24 protein-coding genes and 1 other RNA gene are annotated in these 20,781 nt (G+C 41.5%); 22 read left to right on the top strand and 3 right to left on the bottom strand.

The window, feature by feature from the left end; all coding sequences use genetic code 11:
- The first annotated feature begins 6 nt into the window (after window positions 1-6).
- The 15 genes from qcrB (at window position 7) to ACKRAT_RS07200 (ending at window position 13,892) form a co-directional block, all read left to right on the top strand.
- Window positions 7-681 carry a menaquinol-cytochrome c reductase cytochrome b subunit gene (gene qcrB / locus ACKRAT_RS07130; RefSeq protein ID WP_411841815.1) on the top strand — a complete coding sequence of 225 codons (675 nt, stop codon included), beginning with the start codon at window positions 7-9 and terminating at the stop codon, window positions 679-681.
- A 24-nt stretch (window positions 682-705) separates the two neighbouring features.
- Window positions 706-1,524, top strand: a complete 819-nt coding sequence (locus tag ACKRAT_RS07135) for a c-type cytochrome (protein WP_411841816.1) — start codon at window positions 706-708, stop codon at window positions 1,522-1,524.
- 48 nt (window positions 1,525-1,572) lie between these two features.
- On the top strand, window positions 1,573-2,148 hold the full coding sequence (locus ACKRAT_RS07140; RefSeq protein ID WP_411841817.1) for a DUF1405 domain-containing protein: 576 nt from the start codon (window positions 1,573-1,575) through the stop codon (window positions 2,146-2,148).
- Window positions 2,149-2,209: 61 nt separating this feature from the next.
- Window positions 2,210-2,908: a zinc metallopeptidase gene (locus tag ACKRAT_RS07145; RefSeq protein ID WP_411841818.1), complete on the top strand. Its 699-nt coding sequence runs from the start codon at window positions 2,210-2,212 to the stop codon at window positions 2,906-2,908.
- Window positions 2,909-3,001: 93 nt separating this feature from the next.
- Window positions 3,002-3,499 (top strand): NUDIX hydrolase, encoded by a 498-nt coding sequence (locus ACKRAT_RS07150; RefSeq protein ID WP_411841819.1) that lies wholly within the window; start codon window positions 3,002-3,004, stop codon window positions 3,497-3,499.
- A gap of 88 nt (window positions 3,500-3,587) precedes the next feature.
- Window positions 3,588-3,965, top strand: coding sequence for a methylglyoxal synthase (locus ACKRAT_RS07155; protein ID WP_411841820.1), 378 nt, complete (start codon window positions 3,588-3,590; stop codon window positions 3,963-3,965).
- 4 nt (window positions 3,966-3,969) lie between these two features.
- Window positions 3,970-5,112 (top strand): N-acetyl-alpha-D-glucosaminyl L-malate synthase BshA, encoded by a 1,143-nt coding sequence (bshA, locus tag ACKRAT_RS07160; protein WP_411841821.1) that lies wholly within the window; start codon window positions 3,970-3,972, stop codon window positions 5,110-5,112.
- The gene (locus ACKRAT_RS07165; RefSeq protein ID WP_411841822.1) at window positions 5,109-6,323 is read left to right on the top strand and encodes a CCA tRNA nucleotidyltransferase; all 1,215 of its coding nucleotides are present in this window, start codon (window positions 5,109-5,111) and stop codon (window positions 6,321-6,323) included. Before bshA ends, ACKRAT_RS07165 begins: the two co-directional genes overlap by 4 nt.
- Window positions 6,280-7,242: a biotin--[acetyl-CoA-carboxylase] ligase gene (locus tag ACKRAT_RS07170; RefSeq protein WP_411841823.1), complete on the top strand. Its 963-nt coding sequence runs from the start codon at window positions 6,280-6,282 to the stop codon at window positions 7,240-7,242. The genes ACKRAT_RS07165 and ACKRAT_RS07170 overlap by 44 nt, the downstream gene beginning before the upstream one ends.
- 17 nt (window positions 7,243-7,259) lie before the next feature.
- Window positions 7,260-9,776, top strand: coding sequence for a helicase C-terminal domain-containing protein (locus tag ACKRAT_RS07175; protein ID WP_411841824.1), 2,517 nt, complete (start codon window positions 7,260-7,262; stop codon window positions 9,774-9,776).
- A 30-nt stretch (window positions 9,777-9,806) separates the two neighbouring features.
- Window positions 9,807-10,994 (top strand): pyridoxal phosphate-dependent aminotransferase, encoded by a 1,188-nt coding sequence (locus tag ACKRAT_RS07180; protein ID WP_411841825.1) that lies wholly within the window; start codon window positions 9,807-9,809, stop codon window positions 10,992-10,994.
- A gap of 8 nt (window positions 10,995-11,002) precedes the next feature.
- Window positions 11,003-12,292 carry an asparagine--tRNA ligase gene (gene asnS, locus ACKRAT_RS07185; protein ID WP_411841826.1) on the top strand — a complete coding sequence of 430 codons (1,290 nt, stop codon included), beginning with the start codon at window positions 11,003-11,005 and terminating at the stop codon, window positions 12,290-12,292.
- Window positions 12,293-12,338: 46 nt separating this feature from the next.
- Complete coding sequence (locus ACKRAT_RS07190; protein ID WP_411841827.1) at window positions 12,339-12,965, top strand: DnaD domain protein; 627 nt, start codon at window positions 12,339-12,341, stop codon at window positions 12,963-12,965.
- Window positions 12,958-13,614, top strand: coding sequence for an endonuclease III (gene nth / locus ACKRAT_RS07195; RefSeq protein WP_411841828.1), 657 nt, complete (start codon window positions 12,958-12,960; stop codon window positions 13,612-13,614). Before ACKRAT_RS07190 ends, nth begins: the two co-directional genes overlap by 8 nt.
- Complete coding sequence (locus ACKRAT_RS07200; protein ID WP_411841829.1) at window positions 13,611-13,892, top strand: YpoC family protein; 282 nt, start codon at window positions 13,611-13,613, stop codon at window positions 13,890-13,892. Before nth ends, ACKRAT_RS07200 begins: the two co-directional genes overlap by 4 nt.
- Window positions 13,893-13,924: 32 nt before the next feature.
- Here ACKRAT_RS07200 and ACKRAT_RS07205 read toward each other — a convergent pair whose 3' ends face one another.
- The 3 genes from ACKRAT_RS07205 to ACKRAT_RS07215 all read right to left on the bottom strand — a co-directional run bounded on the left by ACKRAT_RS07205 (window position 13,925) and on the right by ACKRAT_RS07215 (window position 17,568).
- The gene (locus ACKRAT_RS07205) at window positions 13,925-16,372 is read right to left on the bottom strand and encodes a transglycosylase domain-containing protein (RefSeq protein WP_411841830.1); all 2,448 of its coding nucleotides are present in this window, start codon (window positions 16,370-16,372) and stop codon (window positions 13,925-13,927) included.
- 3 nt (window positions 16,373-16,375) lie between these two features.
- Complete coding sequence (recU, locus tag ACKRAT_RS07210; protein ID WP_411841831.1) at window positions 16,376-16,987, bottom strand: Holliday junction resolvase RecU; 612 nt, start codon at window positions 16,985-16,987, stop codon at window positions 16,376-16,378.
- A 134-nt stretch (window positions 16,988-17,121) separates the two neighbouring features.
- A complete protein-coding gene (locus ACKRAT_RS07215) occupies window positions 17,122-17,568 on the bottom strand; it encodes a tyrosine-type recombinase/integrase (protein ID WP_411841832.1) in 447 nt (148 codons plus the stop codon).
- Window positions 17,569-17,621: 53 nt separating this feature from the next.
- On the opposite strand from ACKRAT_RS07215, the gene ACKRAT_RS07220 reads away from it, so the two are divergent.
- The 7 genes from ACKRAT_RS07220 to rnpB all read left to right on the top strand — a co-directional run bounded on the left by ACKRAT_RS07220 (window position 17,622) and on the right by rnpB (window position 20,684).
- Window positions 17,622-17,873: a hypothetical protein gene (locus ACKRAT_RS07220; RefSeq protein WP_411841833.1), complete on the top strand. Its 252-nt coding sequence runs from the start codon at window positions 17,622-17,624 to the stop codon at window positions 17,871-17,873.
- Between the two features lie 15 nt (window positions 17,874-17,888).
- Window positions 17,889-18,524, top strand: coding sequence for a hypothetical protein (locus ACKRAT_RS07225; protein ID WP_411841834.1), 636 nt, complete (start codon window positions 17,889-17,891; stop codon window positions 18,522-18,524).
- A 136-nt stretch (window positions 18,525-18,660) separates the two neighbouring features.
- Window positions 18,661-18,846, top strand: a complete 186-nt coding sequence (locus ACKRAT_RS07230) for a hypothetical protein (RefSeq protein WP_411841835.1) — start codon at window positions 18,661-18,663, stop codon at window positions 18,844-18,846.
- A 199-nt stretch (window positions 18,847-19,045) separates the two neighbouring features.
- Window positions 19,046-19,384 carry a DUF1798 family protein gene (locus tag ACKRAT_RS07235; RefSeq protein WP_411841836.1) on the top strand — a complete coding sequence of 113 codons (339 nt, stop codon included), beginning with the start codon at window positions 19,046-19,048 and terminating at the stop codon, window positions 19,382-19,384.
- Entirely contained in the window at window positions 19,381-19,920 is a 540-nt protein-coding gene (locus tag ACKRAT_RS07240; RefSeq protein ID WP_411841837.1) for an SLOG family protein, read from the top strand. The genes ACKRAT_RS07235 and ACKRAT_RS07240 overlap by 4 nt, the downstream gene beginning before the upstream one ends.
- A gap of 11 nt (window positions 19,921-19,931) precedes the next feature.
- A complete protein-coding gene (gpsB, locus tag ACKRAT_RS07245; RefSeq protein ID WP_411841838.1) occupies window positions 19,932-20,258 on the top strand; it encodes a cell division regulator GpsB in 327 nt (108 codons plus the stop codon).
- A 32-nt stretch (window positions 20,259-20,290) separates the two neighbouring features.
- Window positions 20,291-20,684, top strand: an RNA gene (gene rnpB, locus ACKRAT_RS07250) — RNase P RNA component class B.
- Window positions 20,685-20,781 lie beyond the last annotated feature (97 nt).

Here is a 20,781-nt window from a genome sequence, read left to right on the forward strand (position 1 = left end):
AAAACTGTGCTTAATAGAATCTATGACTGGATAGACGATCGCATGGATATCACTCCAATTTGGAGAGATGTCGCCGATCATGAAGTGCCGGAGCATGTTAACCCTGCCTATCACTTTTCTGCTTTCGTCTATTGTTTCGGAGGGTTAACGTTTTTTATTACGGTAATTCAAGTATTATCAGGTATGTTCCTTACGATGTATTATGTTCCTGATATCGTAAACGCTTGGAATTCCGTTTATTACTTGCAACATGATGTTGCTGCAGGCGTTATTGTAAGAGGTATGCACCATTGGGGTGCGAGCCTGGTCGTAGTAATGATATTCCTACATACTCTAAGGGTATTTTTCACCGGGGCATACAAAGCGCCACGTGAATTAAACTGGGTTGTCGGAGTACTCTTGTTCGCTGTAATGCTTGGTTTGGCATTCACTGGGTACTTGCTACCATGGGATATGAAAGCATTATTTGCCACTAAAGTTGGTTTGGATATTGCAGAAAGTGTGCCATTCGTTGGTGAATGGATTAAGACTCTGCTCGCTGGTGATGAACAGATCATCGGGGCTCAGACGTTGACACGTTTCTTTGCCATCCACGTATTCTTCTTACCTGCGGCCCTGTTTGTATTGATGGCGGTTCACTTCATTATGATACGTAAACAAGGTATTGCAGGACCACTATAGGAATAACAAGGGAGGTAAATTAATATGAAACGTGGAAAAGGGCTGACTTTTGTCGGCGACTCACGAATACAAAAATATGAAAAACCAAAACTCAATCGTGACTACTCGGAATTCCCGGGTCGTACAGAGGAGTTTTATCCGGATTTCCTGCTGAAAGAGTGGATTACCGGTGCAGTATTTCTCATCGGTTTCCTCTGTCTTACAGTTGCACATCCGGCCCCGCTTGAGCGTGTAGCTGACCCAACGGATACAGGTTATATACCACTTCCTGACTGGTATTTCCTATTCCTGTACCAAATACTCAAATATACATTTGCATCCGGTCCTTATAACGTGATTGGTGCAATAATCATTCCAGGAATCGCTTTTGGTGCACTTCTTCTTGCACCATGGCTTGATAACAACAAAGAACGTCACTGGAAGAAACGTCCGGTGACAACGGGCATGATGCTGTTGTCCGTTGGTATCATCTTCTACGCTACTTGGGAATCAGTTGCGTATCATGACTGGGAGCAACAGGACCAGCAGGGTGAAATCGTCTTCTCCAACCTAGATGCTGAAGATCCTGTCTTCCAGGAACTCATCCGTTCCAACTGTACAAGTTGTCACGGCGGAGAACTTACAGGCGGATCAGGCCCCAACCTGGTTGAAGCTGACTTGAATGCAGAAACAGTAAATGCATTTGTAACAAACGGTACAGGTGAAATGCCTGCCTTTGAAGATCAGCTTACTGAAGAAGAGATTCAAAGCATTTCTGAATTCGTAGCGAATCTTGAAGTTACTTCCCCAGATGAAGCAACGGGAGGCACTCAGAACGAAGGCGGCGAATCTGCCGTAGAATAAAGAAAACCCCCTAGAGATAGGGGGTTTTTTATTAATAGGAGAACGTTTATGGAAACAATAATCCGTCTTATGCATAACAGAATATTTTTAATCGTACTTCTTATTTCAAATTTTATAGGAACTGTTTACGGTTATTGGTGGTACGGAGGCCAGCTATCAAACACGGAATGGTATTTTTACCCCTTTGTACCCGACAGTCCCACTGCAACACTGTTTTTATGCTTCCTCATCGTGTTGATATTAGCAGGTAAAAAGTGGGGACTCATCGATGCACTCGCTTTTACAACTCTAGTAAAATACGGTGTCTGGGCGGTAGTGATGAATCTGCTCACGTTCGCGGAAACAGGATTTATATCGTGGATCGGCCTTATGCTCATTGCTTCCCACGGCATAATGGCTGTCCAGGCGTTTATGTTTCTGCCTCACTTGGAAATAAAAATGAGTCATTTCTATATCACTGCCGTCTGGCTTTTTCATAATGATATTATCGATTATATATACGGCCAATATCCCGTATATGGTCAACTGTCTCAATATGCTGATCATATTGGGTATTTCGCTTTTTGGCTGAGCGTTTTTGTACTGTTATTACTTTATCAGCTGATACCAAAGCGTAACGATTGACTATTTATTCAAATTTAAAGTAAAATCTAAGTATGAACAATTATTGGAGGTTGGAATACAAGTGTATATTATCATCTATTTTGTAATTTTGATGGTGGTTCCAATGCTCGCTCAGATGAATGTCAAATCCACATTCAACAAGTACTCTAAAGTACGTTCAACAAGTGGTCTGACTGGTCGAGAGGTTGCAGAGGAGATTCTCAAGGAAAACGGCATTTATGATGTTTCAGTTGAAAGAGGGCAAGGGTTCTTAAGTGATTATTATGACCCTAAGAACAAAAAACTTGTTCTTTCTCCAGGCAACTATGACACACCAAGTGTGGCAGGCACTGCAGTAGCCGCACACGAAGTTGGACACGCTATACAACATGCTACGGGTTATGCATTCTTAAATTTCAGATCCGCACTTTTCCCGCTTGCACAATTGGGCAGTAATTTCTCTTACTTCCTGATCATTGCCGGCATGATCATCACGTATGCACAGAACAATGTTGGTGGTGGTCTTGGAGATCTGCTTCTATGGGCAGGTATTGGACTCATGGCATTTGCTGTCCTGTTCCAGGTCGTTACATTGCCTGTAGAGTTTGACGCATCTAAAAGAGCCATGAAACAAATTCAGACTCTTAATATCGTCAATGAAAAAGAATACCGTCATGCGAAGAAGGTATTGAATGCTGCAGCGATGACTTATGTCGCAGCAACTGCTGTTGCTGTTGCAGAGCTGGTAAGATTTATTCTTATTGCACGGGGCAACAACTAATTATACTTTACGGATATCCTTAAAAGGATATCCGTTTTTTCATTTGAGCCCTTCTCTGGTATGATTATAGGTGTAAATAAGGAGATGATTTCAGTGGACAGTGGTTTTAAATCAGGTAAAAATATATTCAGATATCGAGTAGCAGGTATCATAATTGAAGAGGATAAAGTCCTTTTGGCAACTAATAATATGACAAGTTACTATTATACTCTATCCGGTGCCGTTAATCTGGGTGAGGCAAGTGAAGATGCTGCAGTACGTGTATTGACAGAAAAAACAAACGTTAATTTCAATATTAAACGACTGCTGACGATTGTTGAGAACTTTTTCGATTATGAATTCAATGATACCAAATATGAATTTCAGGAAGTGACATTCTACTACTTGATGGAGCCCCTTAGTAAATTAAAACTCAATCTTCAAAATGATATAGGCGGAGGCAGAACGGAATCGTTGCACTGGATGCCGGTATCCGAAGTTTCTGCAAATGATATCAGACCCAGAGTCAGTAAAGAAATGATGTTAAAGCTGCCTGATCAGGTAGAAACGATTATTAATGATGAAAGAAATGAAGATCTTACTCAAGGGTAGCAATCAAGGCAGTTCACTTACACTTAAATATTCTCTATAATTAAAGAAACGACATTAAAAAAGATACTTCAAAGAATGGATGATGAACATGAAAATTGCGCTTATTGCCCATGATAAAAAGAAAGATGATTTACTCGCTTTTATAAAGTTGCATTTGGATTTCTTTAAAAAGCACGAACTTTTCGCAACGGGTACGACAGGAAAACGAATCATTGAACATACCGGTCTTGACATCAATCGCTGCAAATCGGGCCCGTTAGGCGGGGACCAGGAGATTGGTGCCATGGTTGCGAATGGTGCCATCGATACAATCATATTTTTCAGAGATCCTTTGACCGCCCAGCCACACGAGCCTGATGTTTCCGCACTTCTCAGATTATCGGATGTATATGATGTCCCGCTAGCTACAAACGAGGGTACTGCAAGTGCTATCCTCCATTATTTCAACTATAAAGATAGAGCGTGATCATATGAAAATAGGGATAACATGTTACCCAAGTGTAGGCGGAAGTGGAATCATTGCAACTGAACTGGGTATTCAACTGGCTGAAAGAGGGCATGAAGTACATTTTATCACTTCTAATGTTCCCTTCAGATTAAATGCGAATCATCCGAATATTCATATCCATCAAACAGATATTAATGATTACAGCGTGTTTAAATATCCGCCTTATGATATTACATTAGCCAGCAAAATTTCAGAAGTCATCATAGAGTATGATCTGGAACTGGTTCATATGCACTATGCCGTGCCGCACGCTATCTGCGGCATACTTGCCAAACAAATGTCCGGTCGTGCCGTACGCATCGTTACAACGCTTCACGGCACGGACATCACTGTGCTCGGCCATGATATGTCACTTGTAAATGCCATTCGGTTTGGTATAGAGGGTTCAGATGCTGTCACTGCTGTTTCAGAGAGCCTGAATCGGCAGACCCATGAACTGATTAAACCCGATAAATCCATAGAGACCATTTATAATTTTGTGGAAGAAGAATATTTTAATATGGCAGACAGAGAGACCATCCGAAAACGGATGAAAGAAAGATATAATATCGGTGAAGATACGAAAGTGCTCATGCATACATCGAACTTCAGAAAGATAAAACGCATTGATGACATTGTCCGTGCGTTCAATATTGTGCAAAAAAACATCGATTCTATTCTAGTGCTCATCGGAGATGGACCGGAAACCAACAGCATCAAACATTTAATAAAAGAGCTTGGCATAGAGAATTCTGTTATTCTGGCTGGTCACCAGTCAGATGTAAAATCGTATTATATGATGAGTGATGTCTTTTTATTACTCAGTCAAAAAGAAAGTTTTGGCCTCGCACTCCTTGAAGCGATGCACTGTGGTTCTGTACCAATCGGTTCGACTGCCGGTGGCATTTCAGAAGTGATTAAAGATGGGGAGACCGGATATATTGTCGATGTTGGAGACTATGTATCTGCAGCAGAAAGAATTATGAATCTATTATCCGATGATTCATTATTTCAATCGATGCAAGAGCGGATGCTTCTGGATATCAACCTCAGATTCCATTCGGATGTCATTATCAGTGAATATGAAACCCTTTACCGTAACTTGATTGGAGCGTCTTCAAAATGAATGAACTGTTCATTACAGGAAAACAGATATTGGAAACATTACAGAAAAGTGATTATGAGGCTTATTTCGTAGGCGGCTGTGTCAGGGATTACCAAATGGGACGTCCAATCAATGATGTAGATATTACTACTGACGCCCTGCCGGAAGAAGTGGAATCTTTATTTGAAAATACGGTCGATGTGGGAAAAGAGCATGGTACAATTATTGTTTTAATCGATGATATCCCTTTTGAAGTCACAACTTTCCGGGTGGAATCAGAGTACTCGGATCATCGCAGGCCGGACTCGGTTTCTTTTACAGAAGAGCTCGAAGGTGACCTTGAACGCAGGGATTTTACAATGAATGCCATGGCAATGGATAAGAAATATCAACTGATCGATCCATACTCAGGTATGGAGGCAATTCAACAGAAGCGCATAAGTACAGTGGGACCTGCCGAAGCGCGTTTTGATGAAGATGCGCTTCGAATTCTGAGAGCGATACGCTTTAAGGCCCAACTGGGCTTTACCATTGATGAAGAGACACTCACTGCAATGGAACGCCATTCCGGACATTTACAGCATGTCGCAATTGAACGTTCCATAACAGAGCTCAAAAAGACATATGCCGCAAAGTATTTGGAAGAAGTTAAAAATTTGATGGTCCAGACTGGAATCAAGAAGAATATACCTTTTCTAAAAGAAGTAGACGATAATAAATTTATGTCAACCACTGCCTTTTCATTTATCGAAGAAGTGGCACTTCAGGTTTATATGAAAGAATCTCTTTTAAAATATATTTCATATTTGAAACTTTCCAATAGAGAGAAAAGTAATATTATAGAAATGGTCGATATTTTAAAGGATTTAGAATATGATAAACATGTAAAAGCCATCTCCTATAAATATAATTATGATACACTTAAAAATGTTGAAGCATTAGTGAATGAAAACCAATTTTCAGACAAACTCAGATGGCATGATATACTCGGCAACGCGATTGAAATGAAACCTTTGCTGCCAATACAGAAAACATCTGATATTGATATAAACGGTAAAGAACTGATGCAGCATTTTGAACGAAGAGGCGGTAGGTGGATTAAAGAACTTTTCACCATTTTGGAACAGGAAATACTTTATAATCAACTTCAAAATGACAAGAAGAAACTATTGGAATGGATTGACGTGCATGTCGAATTTAAAGAAGGAAATATTAGTCTTACTGGATCGTGAACAATTTATATCCGGGCAAAACATTGCTGATCAATTAGATGTATCCAGAACTGCAGTTTGGAAAACAATCCAGGCTTTGAAAGAAGAAGGGTATCTAATTGAGTCGGTGACAAAAAGAGGGTATCACCTTAAAAGTTCACCAAGATATATAAGTCCCACTTCTCTTTCTGTACTTATTAATAAATCCAATCTCTTTAACAATGTGGAATATTTTACGACCACACCTTCAACACAAAAAGAAGCGTTCAGGATACTTTCAGAAACAAGGGATCCTTTTATGGTTGTTGCAGAAGAGCAGACAGAAGGAAGAGGGCGTTTTGAACGCCATTGGGAATCTCCCAGTAAAACGGGCATATACATATCTTTGGTTCTTCGTCCAAACATACCGATAACAGAAATCATCCGTTTCAATCTTTTCATCTCACTTGCGATATCAAAATCACTGGATGAAGCATTTGGAGTAGAAACCGGTATTAAATGGCCTAATGATATATATCTTCAGGACAAAAAGATTTGTGGATTTCTTACTGAAGTCGTCAGTGAGTCAGGTGTCATCAATGCAATCATCTGTGGCATCGGCATTAATATTTTCAAGGATGTTTCCCGTACAAAAATCCCGACTGCAACATCGATTGAAGATGTTGTCGGCACAAGTGAAAAGGTAGATTTGGATTTATTTATGGAACGCTTCCTTGATAACATTGAAGTATATTATAATAGATTTTTGACCGATCCCTTTTCTTCGATCCGGGACGACTGGAAAGCCAAATCGATTATTTTTGGAAAAGACCTTCGTATTACAGAAACAGGCAATATGTTCACAGGCCGGGCGCTCGATATTAATGATGATGGTTTTTTAGAAGTTTTAGATGAAGAGGGAAATATCAAAAAAGTAATTAGTGCAGATATAGAATTATAGTAGAAACTGGTGATCGGATGTTTACAGAGAGGTTTGCTGTCGTAGACCTGGAGACAACGGGAAATAATAAAAATAAAGACAGTATTATACAGCTGAGTATCGTTTTTGTCGAAAATTTTAAAATTGTAGATCAGTATACTACTTTTCTCTCTGATGATACTGAAATCAGCCCATTTATAAGAGAGCTCACAAATATAGAACCATATATGCTAAAGGGAGCGCCCAAGTTTAAAGATATTGCCCAGGAGATTGCTTCTCTGCTCGACAATTGTATCTTTACAGCACATAATGTTGAATTTGATTACGGTTTTTTGGAAAGTTCACTGAAATCCCAGGGCATCAAATATGAACCCCGTTATAAAATTGATACCGTTGAGTTATCAAAAATATTTATGCCGACACTTGAGCGGTTCCAATTGAATGAAATCGCCCAGGCTATCGGGATTGATCTATCCAATGCCCACCGTGCGGATGAAGACGCAAGGGCAACCGCTGAACTGTTGATTAAGCTGCAGGGTATAATTACTTCAATGAACACGGATACATTGAAACAGCTGTATCATCTGGCAAAACCTTTAAAACATAATTTATCCGATTTGATATTTTCCACAATTGCGGAGTCGGAAAATATAAATCCGGTACATCTTGAAAAACACGGCTCTGTTCACGTAAGAAAACAGAAGCTTCATTCCAGGGATATAACTCCGGTAGAGGTCAAAGAATTGTATCAGAACTATATCGATTATACCGGCAATGACTACAGAGAGGACCAACTGCTTCTTGCCCATAAGGTTTTTGAAGCATTCGAACAGCAGGATCATCTGGCTCTGGAGGCATACACCGGCCTGGGTAAAACAATATCTTTCCTAATTGCAGCAGTGAGTTATCATTCAATGTACGATAAAAAAATCATGATCTCAACGAGCAGGAAAATACTGCAGAAGCAGATCATCACTGATGATCTCATGCTATTGCAGAAGTCAGTCGGCTTTAATATATATGCAGCAGATTTAAAAGGAAGAGATAATTATTTAAACCTGAACGCTTTTGAGCTTTTACTGTCACTTGAGGATGAGAACACAGAAATTATTTATCTTAAAATGAAACTGCTGGTCTGGCTGCTTGATACTGAAACCGGAGACTTATCAGAAATCCATTTGAAAGGGCCCGAGAAATCATACTACAGAACAATGGCGATTCAGGCTGGAAATGATAAGACACATCCTTATTTCGAGCGGGCATTACAGAAAGCCCGCGATTCCATGATTATAATTACCAATCATTATTTTCTGATCGATTGTCTGGATTATATGAAAGATACCGACTCGGTGCTTATCGATGAAGCACATCAATTAAAACATTCATTGGATGAAAGAATGGAGGCTGCATACAGTTACCAGGGCCTGAAATTTTTCATCGGACAGATCGGCATGGCTTCACAGGAGCGATTATTATCCACTTATATCAGCGATAACAATGAGACTGTCCTTTACTTGCTGGAAGATCTGCTGAAACATTTAAATCAGAATATCGACCGTTTATTCGGTTCGATTTCTGCAGGTAATTTAGAGGAGTCGCTGCTTCATGTAAAAGGCGGTTTAAAATACACTGAAACATTTTTAAGTGCCATCCGCGGCACAAATAATTATCAGATGCTGTACAATCATATGCATCACTACCAGGATATGCTGAAGCTTCTCAAGAACGGAATTGAGGATGGGAATTACACCGTTGAAAACGATGCTAATTTCCAAAAAGCTAAAATATATATTAAGCAGGATAGAGTAAAGATTTTGACCAGATACATGGAGAATCTGTCTTCCACGGTATTGCTTTCAGGGACACTTGAAGTCAACGGAAGCTTTAAACACCTTGAATTCTGGTTCGGTGAAACACCATTTAAATCTTTGGTCATTGGCAATGAATCCCTTTTCGACCGGACAAAATTATTTATTCCTGAGGATATACCTGAATATGATGTGGATGATGACCGGTTTATATGGGCGATTGTAGATTATATTGCCATATATTTAAGTGAAACTGAAAGCAAACTTATGGTGCTGTTCTCTAATTACGATCTTTTAGACAAAGTTTCCGAGTATACACAGGATATTCAAATGTTTGAAGACTATATTGTATTAAAGCAGTCACGTGCGACTACGCCGGAAAAGTTACTTGCCCAATTCAACCAGCTCGACAAATGTCTGTTGCTGGGAACATCCAGTTTTAACGAGGGCATAAACATAGAAAGTACGGGGACAAAATGTCTTATGCTGACCAAGCTGCCATTCCCTGTGCCAAAGGACAAAGGGTTCAGAAACTTTTATAAAAATGATTTGCCTGAAGCTGTTTTCTCATTTCGCCAGATAGCAGGTAGGGTACACCGGAAGCCCTCTGATCAGGGATTAGTTCTGTTATTTGATAACCGGATATTGACCAGGAACTATAAAAAAGCATTTCTAAAGTATTTTCCGGAAGAAAATATCATTCACGGACAACAGGACACTTTCAAAGGTCTTCTTCGTGATTTATAATAACTATATCAACTTAAAAGGAGCAGGAATATGCAAATCTCAGAGCGTATTAAAAATGTCACTCCGAGTCAGACACTCGCTATTACAGCGAAGTCCAGAGACCTGAAAGCACAAGGTGTCGATGTCATAGGACTTGGAGCAGGGGAACCGGATTTTAACACTCCTGATGAAATCATTGAAAAAGCATATGAATCACTGAAAGCAGGAAAGACTAAATATACTGCTGCTGCAGGGATTCCCGAGCTTAAAAATGCGATTATCAATAAGATGGAGAAAGATCACGGCCTGAGTTATAATCCTTCGGAAGTATTTGTTGGCAACGGCGCAAAACATGTCCTTTACAACTTGTTCCAGGCCACTTTAAATCCAGGTGATGAAGTACTTATCCCGGTGCCTTATTGGGTGAGTTACACTGAGCAGGTGAAATTGGCCGAAGGTAAACCTGTCATTATGCCGACTGATGAGTCCACTTCCTTTAAAATGACTCCTGAAATTATCGACCGGTATGTAACAGACAAAACGCGCATGCTGTTGCTCAACTCACCAAGTAATCCAAGCGGTATGGTTTATTCCCGTGCGGAACTGGAGGCATTGGCCGAATACATCGAAGAAAAAGACCTCATCGTTGTAGCGGATGAAATCTATGAAACTTTAGTTTACGACAGCGAACATATCTCAATTGCTTCACTCAGTGATAAAATGAAAGAAAATACATTTGTCGTTAATGGTGTGAGTAAGTCCCATGCAATGACGGGCTGGAGAATTGGATACTTCTGCGGTAACAGCGATGTGGTGAAAGCAATGACTGACTTGACAAGCCATTCCACATCCAACCCGGTTACACCATCTCAATGGGCGGCAGTTGCTGCTTATGAAATGGATGATTCATTTATAAAATCTTATAATCAGACGTTCCATGACAGAAGGGATGCCGCTTACGACAAATTGATGGAAATACCATTCATCGACTGCATCAAACCTGAAGGAGCATTCTATCTATTCCCGAATTTCAAGGAATGTGCAGAACGCTGCGGTTTTGATTCAGTGGATGAGTTCGTGGCTGCAGTGCTCGAGGAAGTATATGTGGCGGTCGTACCTGGCTCGGGATTCGGATCCCCGGATAACATCCGACTCAGCTATTCCTTAAGTATAGAAGACATGACAGAAGCATTAGAACGCATTAAACAATTTGTATTACAGAGAACAGAAGGAGCTTAATCTTAATTATGAAGATTTCTATTAACCAGGCATATCAGTATGAGGGACAGGAGGTTACAATTGGATGCTGGCTGCTGCAGAAACGCGGCAGCGGAAAAATCCAATTCATCCAATTAAGAGACGGCACAGGATTTATGCAGGGTGTCGTAGTGAGAGCATCCGATGAGGATCTATTCACTGTTGCAAAAGGGCTTAACCAGGAGACTTCAATGTATGTCACCGGCACAATAAAAGCAGATGACCGTTCTTCATTCGGATATGAAATGGACGTAACAGACATTGAAATTATACACGCGGCGGAAGGATACCCGATCACTCCGAAAAATCACGGACCTGAATTTCTGATGGACAACCGCCATTTATGGCTGAGATCACGGAAACAGCATGCTGTAATGAATATCAGAAACCAAATCATCAAAAGCACATATGATTACTTCTTTGAAAATGGCTTTAAGAAAATCGATCCACCGATTTTAACAAGCAGCTCTCCGGAAGGAACGACCGAGCTCTTCCATACGAAATATTTTGATGAAGATGCCTATTTGTCCCAAAGTGGTCAGTTGTATGCTGAAGCGGCCGCTATGGCACATGGTAAAGTGTTCTCATTCGGCCCTACGTTCCGTGCAGAAAAATCCAAGACAAGAAGACATTTAATCGAGTTCTGGATGATAGAACCTGAAATGGCTTTCTATAAGCATGAAGACAGTTTACAAGTCCAGGAGCAATATGTGGAATACCTCGTACAAAAAGTTCTAGAGCACTGTAAACTGGATCTGGAAGCACTGGATCGGGATACTTCCGCTCTTGAAAAAATCAAAGCGCCATTCCCGAGAATTAATTACACCGACGCTGTGGAGCTCCTCAAAGAAAAAGGGTTCGATGACATCGAATGGGGTGAGGATTTCGGTGCACCGCATGAAACGGAAATCGCAAACCATTTCGACCAGCCGGTATTTATTACAAACTATCCCAAAGAGATTAAATCATTCTACATGGAAGAGAATCCGGATGACCCGAGAACCGTGCTGTGCGCCGATCTTATTGCACCTGAAGGATATGGCGAGGTCATCGGAGGAAGCGAACGTATCCATGATTATGACACGCTTAAACAGAAAATTGTGGACAGCGGTCTGAATCTGGAAGCCTATGAATGGTACCTGGATCTCCGCAGATACGGAAGTGTACCGCATTCCGGCTTCGGCCTTGGATTGGAAAGAACTGTTGCATGGTTGAGCGGGGTACAGCACGTCAGGGAAACCGCACCATTCCCGCGTCTGTTGAACCGACTTTACCCGTAGTTAAAAATATCGCCTTAAGGCGATATTTTTCATAAGGAGACATATTATGCTTGAACAATATATGCGCTACATCAATGTACCTGTCAATAAAATTTTAATAGACAAGTATGGCGCACTGGGAATTGATGAAAGAACGCTCGTCGTCATTATCCGCCTGATGGATATTCATAACGATTCAAATGCACTGCCCGACTTTAAAACACTGGCGAAAGATTCAATGATGTCGGAGCAGGATATATCAAAAATTATTCAGAATATGATTCAAAACGGCTTACTTGAAGTGGAAACCGTCAAAGAGCAGGGGAAATTCATCGAACACTTTAACCTGGATCCGCTCTATAAAAAGCTTGGCAAACTCGTTGATGTCGATTCCAAACCTGAAGAAACGGTGGACCCTTCGAGAATCAGGGAACTGTTTGAATATGTGGAGCTTTTATACGGCAGGGTAATCAGTCCGAATGAATTCCAGCGTATGAACAGCTGGCTTGATGATTCCGGGCATTCACCCGAAGCGATAAAAGAGGCAATAGATCTGGCATATCAGAACCAGGTGACATCACTTCAGTATGTCGAACGGATATTAAACAGTACTGAAGATAGGAAAGAGGAACCCGCAAAACGAAAAAGAATGCCTGTTCGCTCATGGCTGGAAGGAGAGGACGTACTTGATTAGTGGTAAAAAGACAATGGAAATGATCGATGAGATCGACCGGATGTTTCCTGATGCGGAGTGTGAGCTCATCCATGATAATTCTTTCGAACTTACAATTGCGGTCCTGCTGTCAGCACAATGCACGGACAATCTGGTCAACCGGGTGACAAAGTCTTTATTCCAAAAATACAAAACACCCGAAGATTTTTTATCCGTCGAACTGTCGGAACTTGAAAATGATATCAGATCCATTGGCTTATTTCGCAATAAAGCGAAAAACATTCAAAAATTATGCAGGGATCTTCTCGACCGCTATGATGGTCAAATCCCGGGTGACTATGATGATTTAGTCAGCCTGGCAGGCGTCGGACGAAAAACTGCAAACGTTGTTTTATCCGTCGCTTTTGACGTACCGAGAATTGCTGTGGATACTCACGTTGAAAGGGTTTCAAAACGTCTCGGAATTGCCCGTTATAAAGATTCAGTATTAGAAGTTGAAAGAACACTGATGAAAAAAATACCGGCTGAGAGATGGAGCAAAACCCATCATCAGCTCATTTTCTTCGGCCGCTATCACTGTACGGCGCGATCGCCGAAATGTGACGTCTGTCCGCTTCTGGAAGATTGCAGAGAAGGACAGAAGCGTATGAAGGCGCAGGCGCGTGTATGACGATAGGGGAAATGTATGATGTTCTGCTCAGCCGTTCTAAAAATCCCGATCCAAGGATCTACGATCAATTCAGGGAGGCGGTGGGGCAGCATATCGAACAGACATTGCAATCGGAATCACCGGAGAATGCCAATGACATACTGCCGCTTAATTACGAAGAACGGATTGATTATATCGATTCCAGACCATACCAATATCACAGCATTGTACAACTTAAAAATTTATATGATGAGTTCGGTAAACGTGCCGCCTCATACCGTATAAGACATAAAAAATAACCCCGATTCAATTGAATCGGGGTTATTTTCATTTAAGCTGCGTCATCTGTTGATTCTTCTGTCGGTTCTTCTTCCGGCTGAGATTCTTCCGTCTCTTCTTCCTGAGTCGGCTCTTCTGTGGTTTCTTCTTCAGTCGGTTCCTCGGTGGTCTCTTCTTCTGTTGATTCCTCTTCAGTCGGCTCCTCGGTTGTTTCCTCTTCCGTAGAATCCTCCTCTGTAGACTCCTCAGTTGTTTCCTCTACAGTGGATTCTTCCGTAGTCTCTTCTTCTGTCGATTCCTCTTCAGCCTGTCTTTCGGCTTCTTCCTGTTCTTTCAGCTGCTGTTCAGCTTGCTGTCTGCGTTCTTCTTCAGCCTGTTCTCTTTCTTCCTGCTCGTCCTCGTACGATTTCAGTTCTTCGCTGCCTTTAACTGCAAGTTCACCGCCTGCGATGTCGACGACACTGTCCGGCTGCTGGAAATCCTGTCCGTTATATGTCGAAATCGACTGCATAATGTCACGGAAGAACCATTGTGGTGTAATGTGTTCATCCTGGCCGACGAACGATGTCTCACCATCTTCCTCTGTCGCAGTGAATCCGGTCCAGACACTCATCGTATATTCAGGCGTGTAGCCGACAATCCACGCATCTTTAGCCGCATTGTCCGGCAGGTTATATTGTTCTCTCACATCACCTGAATAGGAGGTTGTACCTGTTTTCGCTGCTACGTTTAATCCATCCATTTGAATGAAGTCGGCGCTGCCGTATGGCTCAAAAGTACCTTTCAGCATATCCGTCAGCATATAAGCCGTATAATCTTCCATGGCTTTATGGGATTCACTTTCGAATTCAACCGTTTCTCCTTCGTCCGTCTCTACATAGCGGATGGATTGTGCTTCATTGTATGTGCCGCCGTTGCCGAGTGTGGAGTAGGCTTCCGCCATCTGCATCGGGGTGAACGTGGACTCCCTGCCGCCGAGTACATCATTGAATGATAATGTGTAATTGCCTTCTCCTTTATCGCTGTAATCGAGTCCTGCTTTTTCAGCAAATTCCCTCGGCGCGTCTTCTCCGGCTTCTTCCTGGACCGTTTCGAACGTTTTTACAGCAGGAATATTGAAGCTTTGTCGTAACGCATCCCGCATCGTCACTTCCCCATGGTCCTGCATATCGTAGTTGTATATCGAGTTCTCAAAGCCGTCCGGCTGATATTCATCTTCGTCCTCAATCTCGTGATCAGTCCGCCACCTCATATTTTCGATTGCCGGACCGTATGCAAGAAATGGCTTCATTGTAGAACCCGCGTTTCTCGGAACGAGTGCCTGGTTATGATTCACGACTTCCCTGTAATCGCGTCCGCCTGATACAGCAACCAGATTCCCTGTTTCTGTATCCAGAATCGTAGAAGCGATATTGAAGTGTTCACTTTGGAATTTCGGATTATAATAATAATCTTCGTTATCTGTCATGCTTTGTAGTTGTCTTTGGATGTTACTGTCCATATTTGTATAGATATCCAGTCCGCTTGCCAGTGCTTCGGAAACATCCATATTTTCAAATTTCTCATGATCTTGCAGTTCGCGTTTCACAACATTGATGTAGGCGGCCAGTTCCGGATCCTCCGGTTCGATATCCGCACGCTCTTCCTCTGAACGCTCGACGAGGTTCGCAGTAATATCCGTTTCAACCGCTTCGTTATACTGTTCCTCTGTAATTCTTTCATGATTCAGCATCTGGTAGAGCACCGTGTGGGCCCGCTTTGTTCCAGTTTCCGCATCGACATACAGATTATATCGGTTCGGCAGCTGGGGCAGACCTGCAAGATATGCCGATTCCGCCAGGTTCAGTTCATCGAGTTCCTTATCGAAATAATACTGGCTTGCTGTTCTTACTCCGTATATTCCATCGGAGTAATAGATTTTATTCAAATACATTTCAAAAATTTCATCTTTTGAATATTCCTGTTCCAGCCGGTATGCCAGATAGGCTTCCTGTGCCTTTCTTTCAAGCGACTTCTCTGAAGTCAGGAATGCCCTTTTGACGACCTGCTGCGTAACTGTACTCGCTCCCTCACTCCCAAAACCATCAGTGACGTTACTGAGCACAGCACCGCCCAGTCTGATGAAATCAATCGCACCATGTTCATAAAAGCGGTCATCTTCAATCGCCAGAACAGCATTTTTCATCTGTTCGGGTACATTTTCTATATCGACAAGTTCTCTTTTCTGTCCCTGGTACAGGGTGGTCACCAGCTCATCGTTTTTGTCGTATATGCGTGCCGGCACGGGATCTTTCAGCTTCTCTTCACTGAATGCCGGGGCTTTGGATGCATAATATGCGAACAGGAACGATCCCAGCACCAGCATTACCAGTCCGATTAATACTGCCCATAACAAAATCCGCTTTATAATGGATGCTTTGGACATCGGCTTTTTATTCTTACTGGAAGTTTTTTTCTTCCCGTCTGTCTTCTTCGTCCTTTTATAATTATTTTGATCCATTATCTAATCTCCATTCTCAAAATAAAATTCATCAACGGCAGCGAGATAATCAATTCTCGGGTTTATACCCGTTTTCAAAGTGATACTGTCTGTTCTGACATCAGTATAACGAATTGATTTCCTTCCATCATTTAAAAACGACTCCCAGTAGTGGAGAAACTTTTCAAAGGGTAACAAATAAGTTTCATCATACATTGAGAATTTAATAATGATAAATACAATACCGCCGTGTGTGTAGCACTGATTCATATGTTCTACCTGGTGTTCGTGAATGTTTATGAAGGGAAAGCGCGATTTATTCCGTGTTTCCTTCGCTTCAAAATCGATGTATTTCCCTCTGTACAGCCCGTTATAATCACTTGTCGACGGCACTTTGAAATAAGCTTCGCTGATTTTCGCTTTGTTTCTTGAAGGGTAGTCAACATTGACGATCTGGACAGGTGTCGGTTTTTTATGTATCACCGCACGGCCGCGTTCCAGATAGTATCTGTTGGCAAGGTCCAAATCCTTTTCAAGCGTCATCCCCCTTGACCCGTAGCGTACTTCTTTGTCTTTCATACGCCGGATGCCGGCAGCTTTCTGCGAACCGGGCTTAGTGCCTTTAGGATACTTCATTAACATCGCCTTCCATATTTCTGTATGATGATATTATAATATTATACAATATATAAAGGGAAATAAACCATTCATAATTATAGGGAGTGTGGCATTTTTGTCAACGAATTGATACTATTTCAGTACCGTTTTGACTAATTATCCAACAAACTGAATGCTGAAATCCTCGTTTCATCATAGATATGACTGTAGGTGTTTATCGTGATCGCTATGTTCTCATGTCTTAACAAATCCTTCAGCACAAATATATCTACACCCTTGTCTGCCAGGTAACTGGCATAAGAGTGTCTGAGATCATAGGCAGTGTGATCAGAGAATACCCTGTTGCATGGTCTCCTGAATGATTTATAATCCATCCGCTTCTTACCGGCAAACAGAAGGGAGTCATCATTAAAGTCACTGTGTTGATCATACAGATTCTGTTTTCTCAGCCTTAATAAATCAGACATATGTTGAGGTATTGGAACGAATCCTATAGGCTTTTCTGTCTTTGGTTTCAATGCGATTTTACTGGTTATTGTGTTCACTACTTTAATAACAGAAATCATATTATCATCTAAGTTGATATGTTTCCACTGCAAACCCAAACACTCACACTTGTGGGTATCTACCATAAAAAATGCAGGAAATATAAATGACTAAAACAAATCATGAACTTACAGATAATATGCTAAGTGCAATAGATCCGGTGGAATCACCTCAAGAGAAATTGAGGTTACTCAAAGCCTTCAAGGGCTTTACTGAGTCCACAGGAGGGTTAAAGTCGGACAGCAACCCAAGACAGAAACAGCCCGGTGAACATATGGTACTGGGAGAAATACACGAAAATGTAAAAGATTCACAGGAACAGTTAAAACTGATCAGAGAGCACCACACTAATAAATAAAGGGAGTTTTTATAAATGACGGTAGAAAAAAACCTTTCAGAGGCATCATTGAATACTGAGAATGACAGACCAGCCAAACGAGATATTAAAACACCTTCTGAGTACATGACAAACCAGGCATACTTTGACAAGAAAGCAGAAGTGGATGAACGTATTGAGAAACTCCAAACCGCCCATGAGAAGGCTGTGAGTGACCAGAGAGAAGCCCAGCAGAAGTACAATAAAATTCTGGTGACCGGTACAGATGATGAAATACAGGAACATTATGGAACACTGGGACAAGCCAAAAAGGATGCCGAGATCACTTTACAAAGGTACAAGGCAGCTGCTGATGGTAGAGAGCAGGTACTGGATGAATACGCTTTGACCATTGCTGCCAGCAAGCAACATGCTGATGCACTCCTGGCAGATGAAGAACAAGAAGCCAGACAAGAACTTATAGATGCAAAACTGGCTCATACTAAAGCTGTGAAGAAGGCTAAACAGTTCAATCAGAAATATGAATCATACAGGTATGGTTGTGAGAATGTGCTGAATGATATTGGATACCATCATAGAAAAAGGGAAATAGGGATGAAGTTCAATATAGACCGAGAAACAAAGAAGATGTTAAGTGTGCCGGTTGGCAGAGGGGCTAAAATCACACTGTGATGGACAGACTCACAAAGTGAGTGGTGCAAGATTGACAATCCTATAGTTAAAAACTATTGGGAATATTTCAGAAGTTGATATGCGCCCCCTAAAGTAGACACTTAAAAAAGTAAACTACTTTAGGGGGCGCTTTCGTTTGAAATCCACAGTTAAATATTCAACGGATGAACTATTGAAATATATCCATATGTATATAAATGGCCGGCCGTACCGGGAATTGGTTGAAGATCACAGACTGACTTACATTCCAAAACCCTTAGAGCGTATGTTCAAAAGTATATCCATCACAGCATCGAAGGGTCAACTGTCAAACCGTCAATAATATGTATTCACAGGTTCACATGAGTGCTGAACAGTTCACTGATACTACAACTCATTATAAATTAATATTGCATAGGTTATGGTGAGAGTATTGGTGTTAAAAGGCTTCATTAACATCGCCTTCCATATTTCTGTATGATGATATTATAATATTATACAATATGATAGAGAGAAATAAACCATTCATAATTATAGGGAGTGTGGCTTTTTTGTCAAGAATACAGATCTATGATGCGCTCGCATCATTGCTCGATGAGGTGGATGCACGATATAAAAAGGCGAAAGAAGGGTATGAATTCGATTTTGAGCAGGAGGTCGCACCCTTCCTCGATAAGAATAAAGACCTCGTCTATAGAATAGAAGAGATCGGTACGGATGCCCGTTTCGATGCAGCGGCCCGGGAGAAGGTCGTCGAGGAATTCCTGGAGCTTTTAATGTCATGCCATGCGAAGCGCTTCAGCAAAAAAATGTACAAGGAAAAGTTCAAATTCATAAATATGTGGATACAGCACGCCCATAAAGAAGGTTTAATCACATGAAGACACTGATTGTGGGCTACCGGCCATACGAGCTTGGCATATTTAAAAACAACGATCCGAAAACGGAAGTGCTCGCGGATTTTCTGAAGCATAAGATCCGTGAGTATATGGAAACGGGCACGGAGTGGTTTATCATCCAGGGCTATACGGGTATCGAATTATATGCGGCACAGTGCGTGATTGAACTTAAGGATGAATACGGGGTTGGACTTGCCGTCCTTAAACCCTTTCATGATTTTGAAGAAAAATATAAGGACGAGGAGAAAATCCTCCTCAATAAAATATTGGAGGCATGCGACTTTCACCAGTATATTTTCGAGAAGCCCTACAGCAGCCCGGGAATGTTCAAACAAGTCAATCAATTTCTAATAGACCATACAGATCAGGCTTTAGTGGTTTATGATGAAGAGACACCTTCAAAAACGCGATTTATATATAACGAAATACTTGAATTCCAAATGAATAATCCGTATAATATTGAAAGAATACAATTTGATGAAATCAATACTTTCATAGATTCCAGATATGACAGTTGAGAGGTGAGACGATGAGTGAACAGACGCTGAAATTGTCGGCAAAGGATATTTTTGAAAAAGAATTCGAAAAATCCCTCCGGGGATTCAAGCCCATCGAAGTGGATAGTTTCCTGGATGATGTCATCAGTGATTATCAGAAGATGGCTGACATGAATAGCAATCTCAAGCGCCTGGAAGAAGAGAACACACGACTTAAAAAAGAGGTCGAAGATCTCAGAATCAGGGTGGCGACAAAATCAAGGTCAACTGACAACCAAACACAAAACCATCAGATAGACATCCTCAAGAGATTGAGCAGTCTGGAGAAGAAAGTGTTCGGGCAATCAAAAGTAAACTGATTTTATTAGATCAGATTCAAATAGTAGCACGGTGTTTCTGATAATCGCTATGCATTTTCAAGTGCATAGAGGAAAGTCCATGCTCACACGGTCCTGAAATGGCCGTAGTGTTCGTGCCTGACGAAACAATAAGTCAGGGCAGCTCGTTTAATACGGCTGACGGCTGTGAACCGGCCTAAGTGTTAACGCATATGGCCCAAGTAACTGTAAAAGTGCCACAGTGACGTAGCTTCGGCAGAAATGCGGAAGGTGGAACGCGGTAAACCCCTCGAGTGAGCAATCCAAATTAGGTAGGAGCACTTTCCAACGGGAATCCAACCGGCGGAGAGATATTACAATTGTAGTATAGACAGATGATTATCACCAATGTGCGAGTGTAGCTAGTGCACGTCTGCAGCACAGCGGTACAGAACATGGCTTATAGAGATACCGGACTAGAGACGCTCTCCATCACGTATGGAGAGCTTTTATTTTATAAATTTTTAATTGATATATACATAAACCAAACAGGGAGGGTAATTTA

Origin of the sequence: Salinicoccus sp. HZC-1 (assembly GCF_046736035.1) — a bacterium.
Taxonomy (GTDB): domain Bacteria; phylum Bacillota; class Bacilli; order Staphylococcales; family Salinicoccaceae; genus Salinicoccus.

What these genes read in the sequence shown, in the direction of transcription:
- ACKRAT_RS07155 (WP_411841820.1), top strand. Translation starts at nt 3,588, where the DNA reads ATGAAAATTGCGCTTATTGCCCATGATAAAAAGAAAGATGATTTACTC.
- ACKRAT_RS07135 (WP_411841816.1), top strand. Translation starts at nt 706, where the DNA reads ATGAAACGTGGAAAAGGGCTGACTTTTGTCGGCGACTCACGAATACAA.
- ACKRAT_RS07180 (WP_411841825.1), top strand. Translation starts at nt 9,807, where the DNA reads ATGCAAATCTCAGAGCGTATTAAAAATGTCACTCCGAGTCAGACACTC.
- ACKRAT_RS07205 (WP_411841830.1), bottom strand. Translation starts at nt 16,372, where the DNA reads ATGGATCAAAATAATTATAAAAGGACGAAGAAGACAGACGGGAAGAAA.
- recU (WP_411841831.1), bottom strand. Translation starts at nt 16,987, where the DNA reads ATGAAGTATCCTAAAGGCACTAAGCCCGGTTCGCAGAAAGCTGCCGGC.
- ACKRAT_RS07220 (WP_411841833.1), top strand. Translation starts at nt 17,622, where the DNA reads ATGACTAAAACAAATCATGAACTTACAGATAATATGCTAAGTGCAATA.
- ACKRAT_RS07175 (WP_411841824.1), top strand. Translation starts at nt 7,260, where the DNA reads ATGTTTACAGAGAGGTTTGCTGTCGTAGACCTGGAGACAACGGGAAAT.
- ACKRAT_RS07190 (WP_411841827.1), top strand. Translation starts at nt 12,339, where the DNA reads ATGCTTGAACAATATATGCGCTACATCAATGTACCTGTCAATAAAATT.
- ACKRAT_RS07165 (WP_411841822.1), top strand. Translation starts at nt 5,109, where the DNA reads ATGAATGAACTGTTCATTACAGGAAAACAGATATTGGAAACATTACAG.
- ACKRAT_RS07200 (WP_411841829.1), top strand. Translation starts at nt 13,611, where the DNA reads ATGACGATAGGGGAAATGTATGATGTTCTGCTCAGCCGTTCTAAAAAT.
- gpsB (WP_411841838.1), top strand. Translation starts at nt 19,932, where the DNA reads ATGAGTGAACAGACGCTGAAATTGTCGGCAAAGGATATTTTTGAAAAA.
- bshA (WP_411841821.1), top strand. Translation starts at nt 3,970, where the DNA reads ATGAAAATAGGGATAACATGTTACCCAAGTGTAGGCGGAAGTGGAATC.
- ACKRAT_RS07140 (WP_411841817.1), top strand. Translation starts at nt 1,573, where the DNA reads ATGGAAACAATAATCCGTCTTATGCATAACAGAATATTTTTAATCGTA.
- ACKRAT_RS07170 (WP_411841823.1), top strand. Translation starts at nt 6,280, where the DNA reads ATGTCGAATTTAAAGAAGGAAATATTAGTCTTACTGGATCGTGAACAA.
- ACKRAT_RS07240 (WP_411841837.1), top strand. Translation starts at nt 19,381, where the DNA reads ATGAAGACACTGATTGTGGGCTACCGGCCATACGAGCTTGGCATATTT.
- ACKRAT_RS07225 (WP_411841834.1), top strand. Translation starts at nt 17,889, where the DNA reads ATGACGGTAGAAAAAAACCTTTCAGAGGCATCATTGAATACTGAGAAT.
- asnS (WP_411841826.1), top strand. Translation starts at nt 11,003, where the DNA reads ATGAAGATTTCTATTAACCAGGCATATCAGTATGAGGGACAGGAGGTT.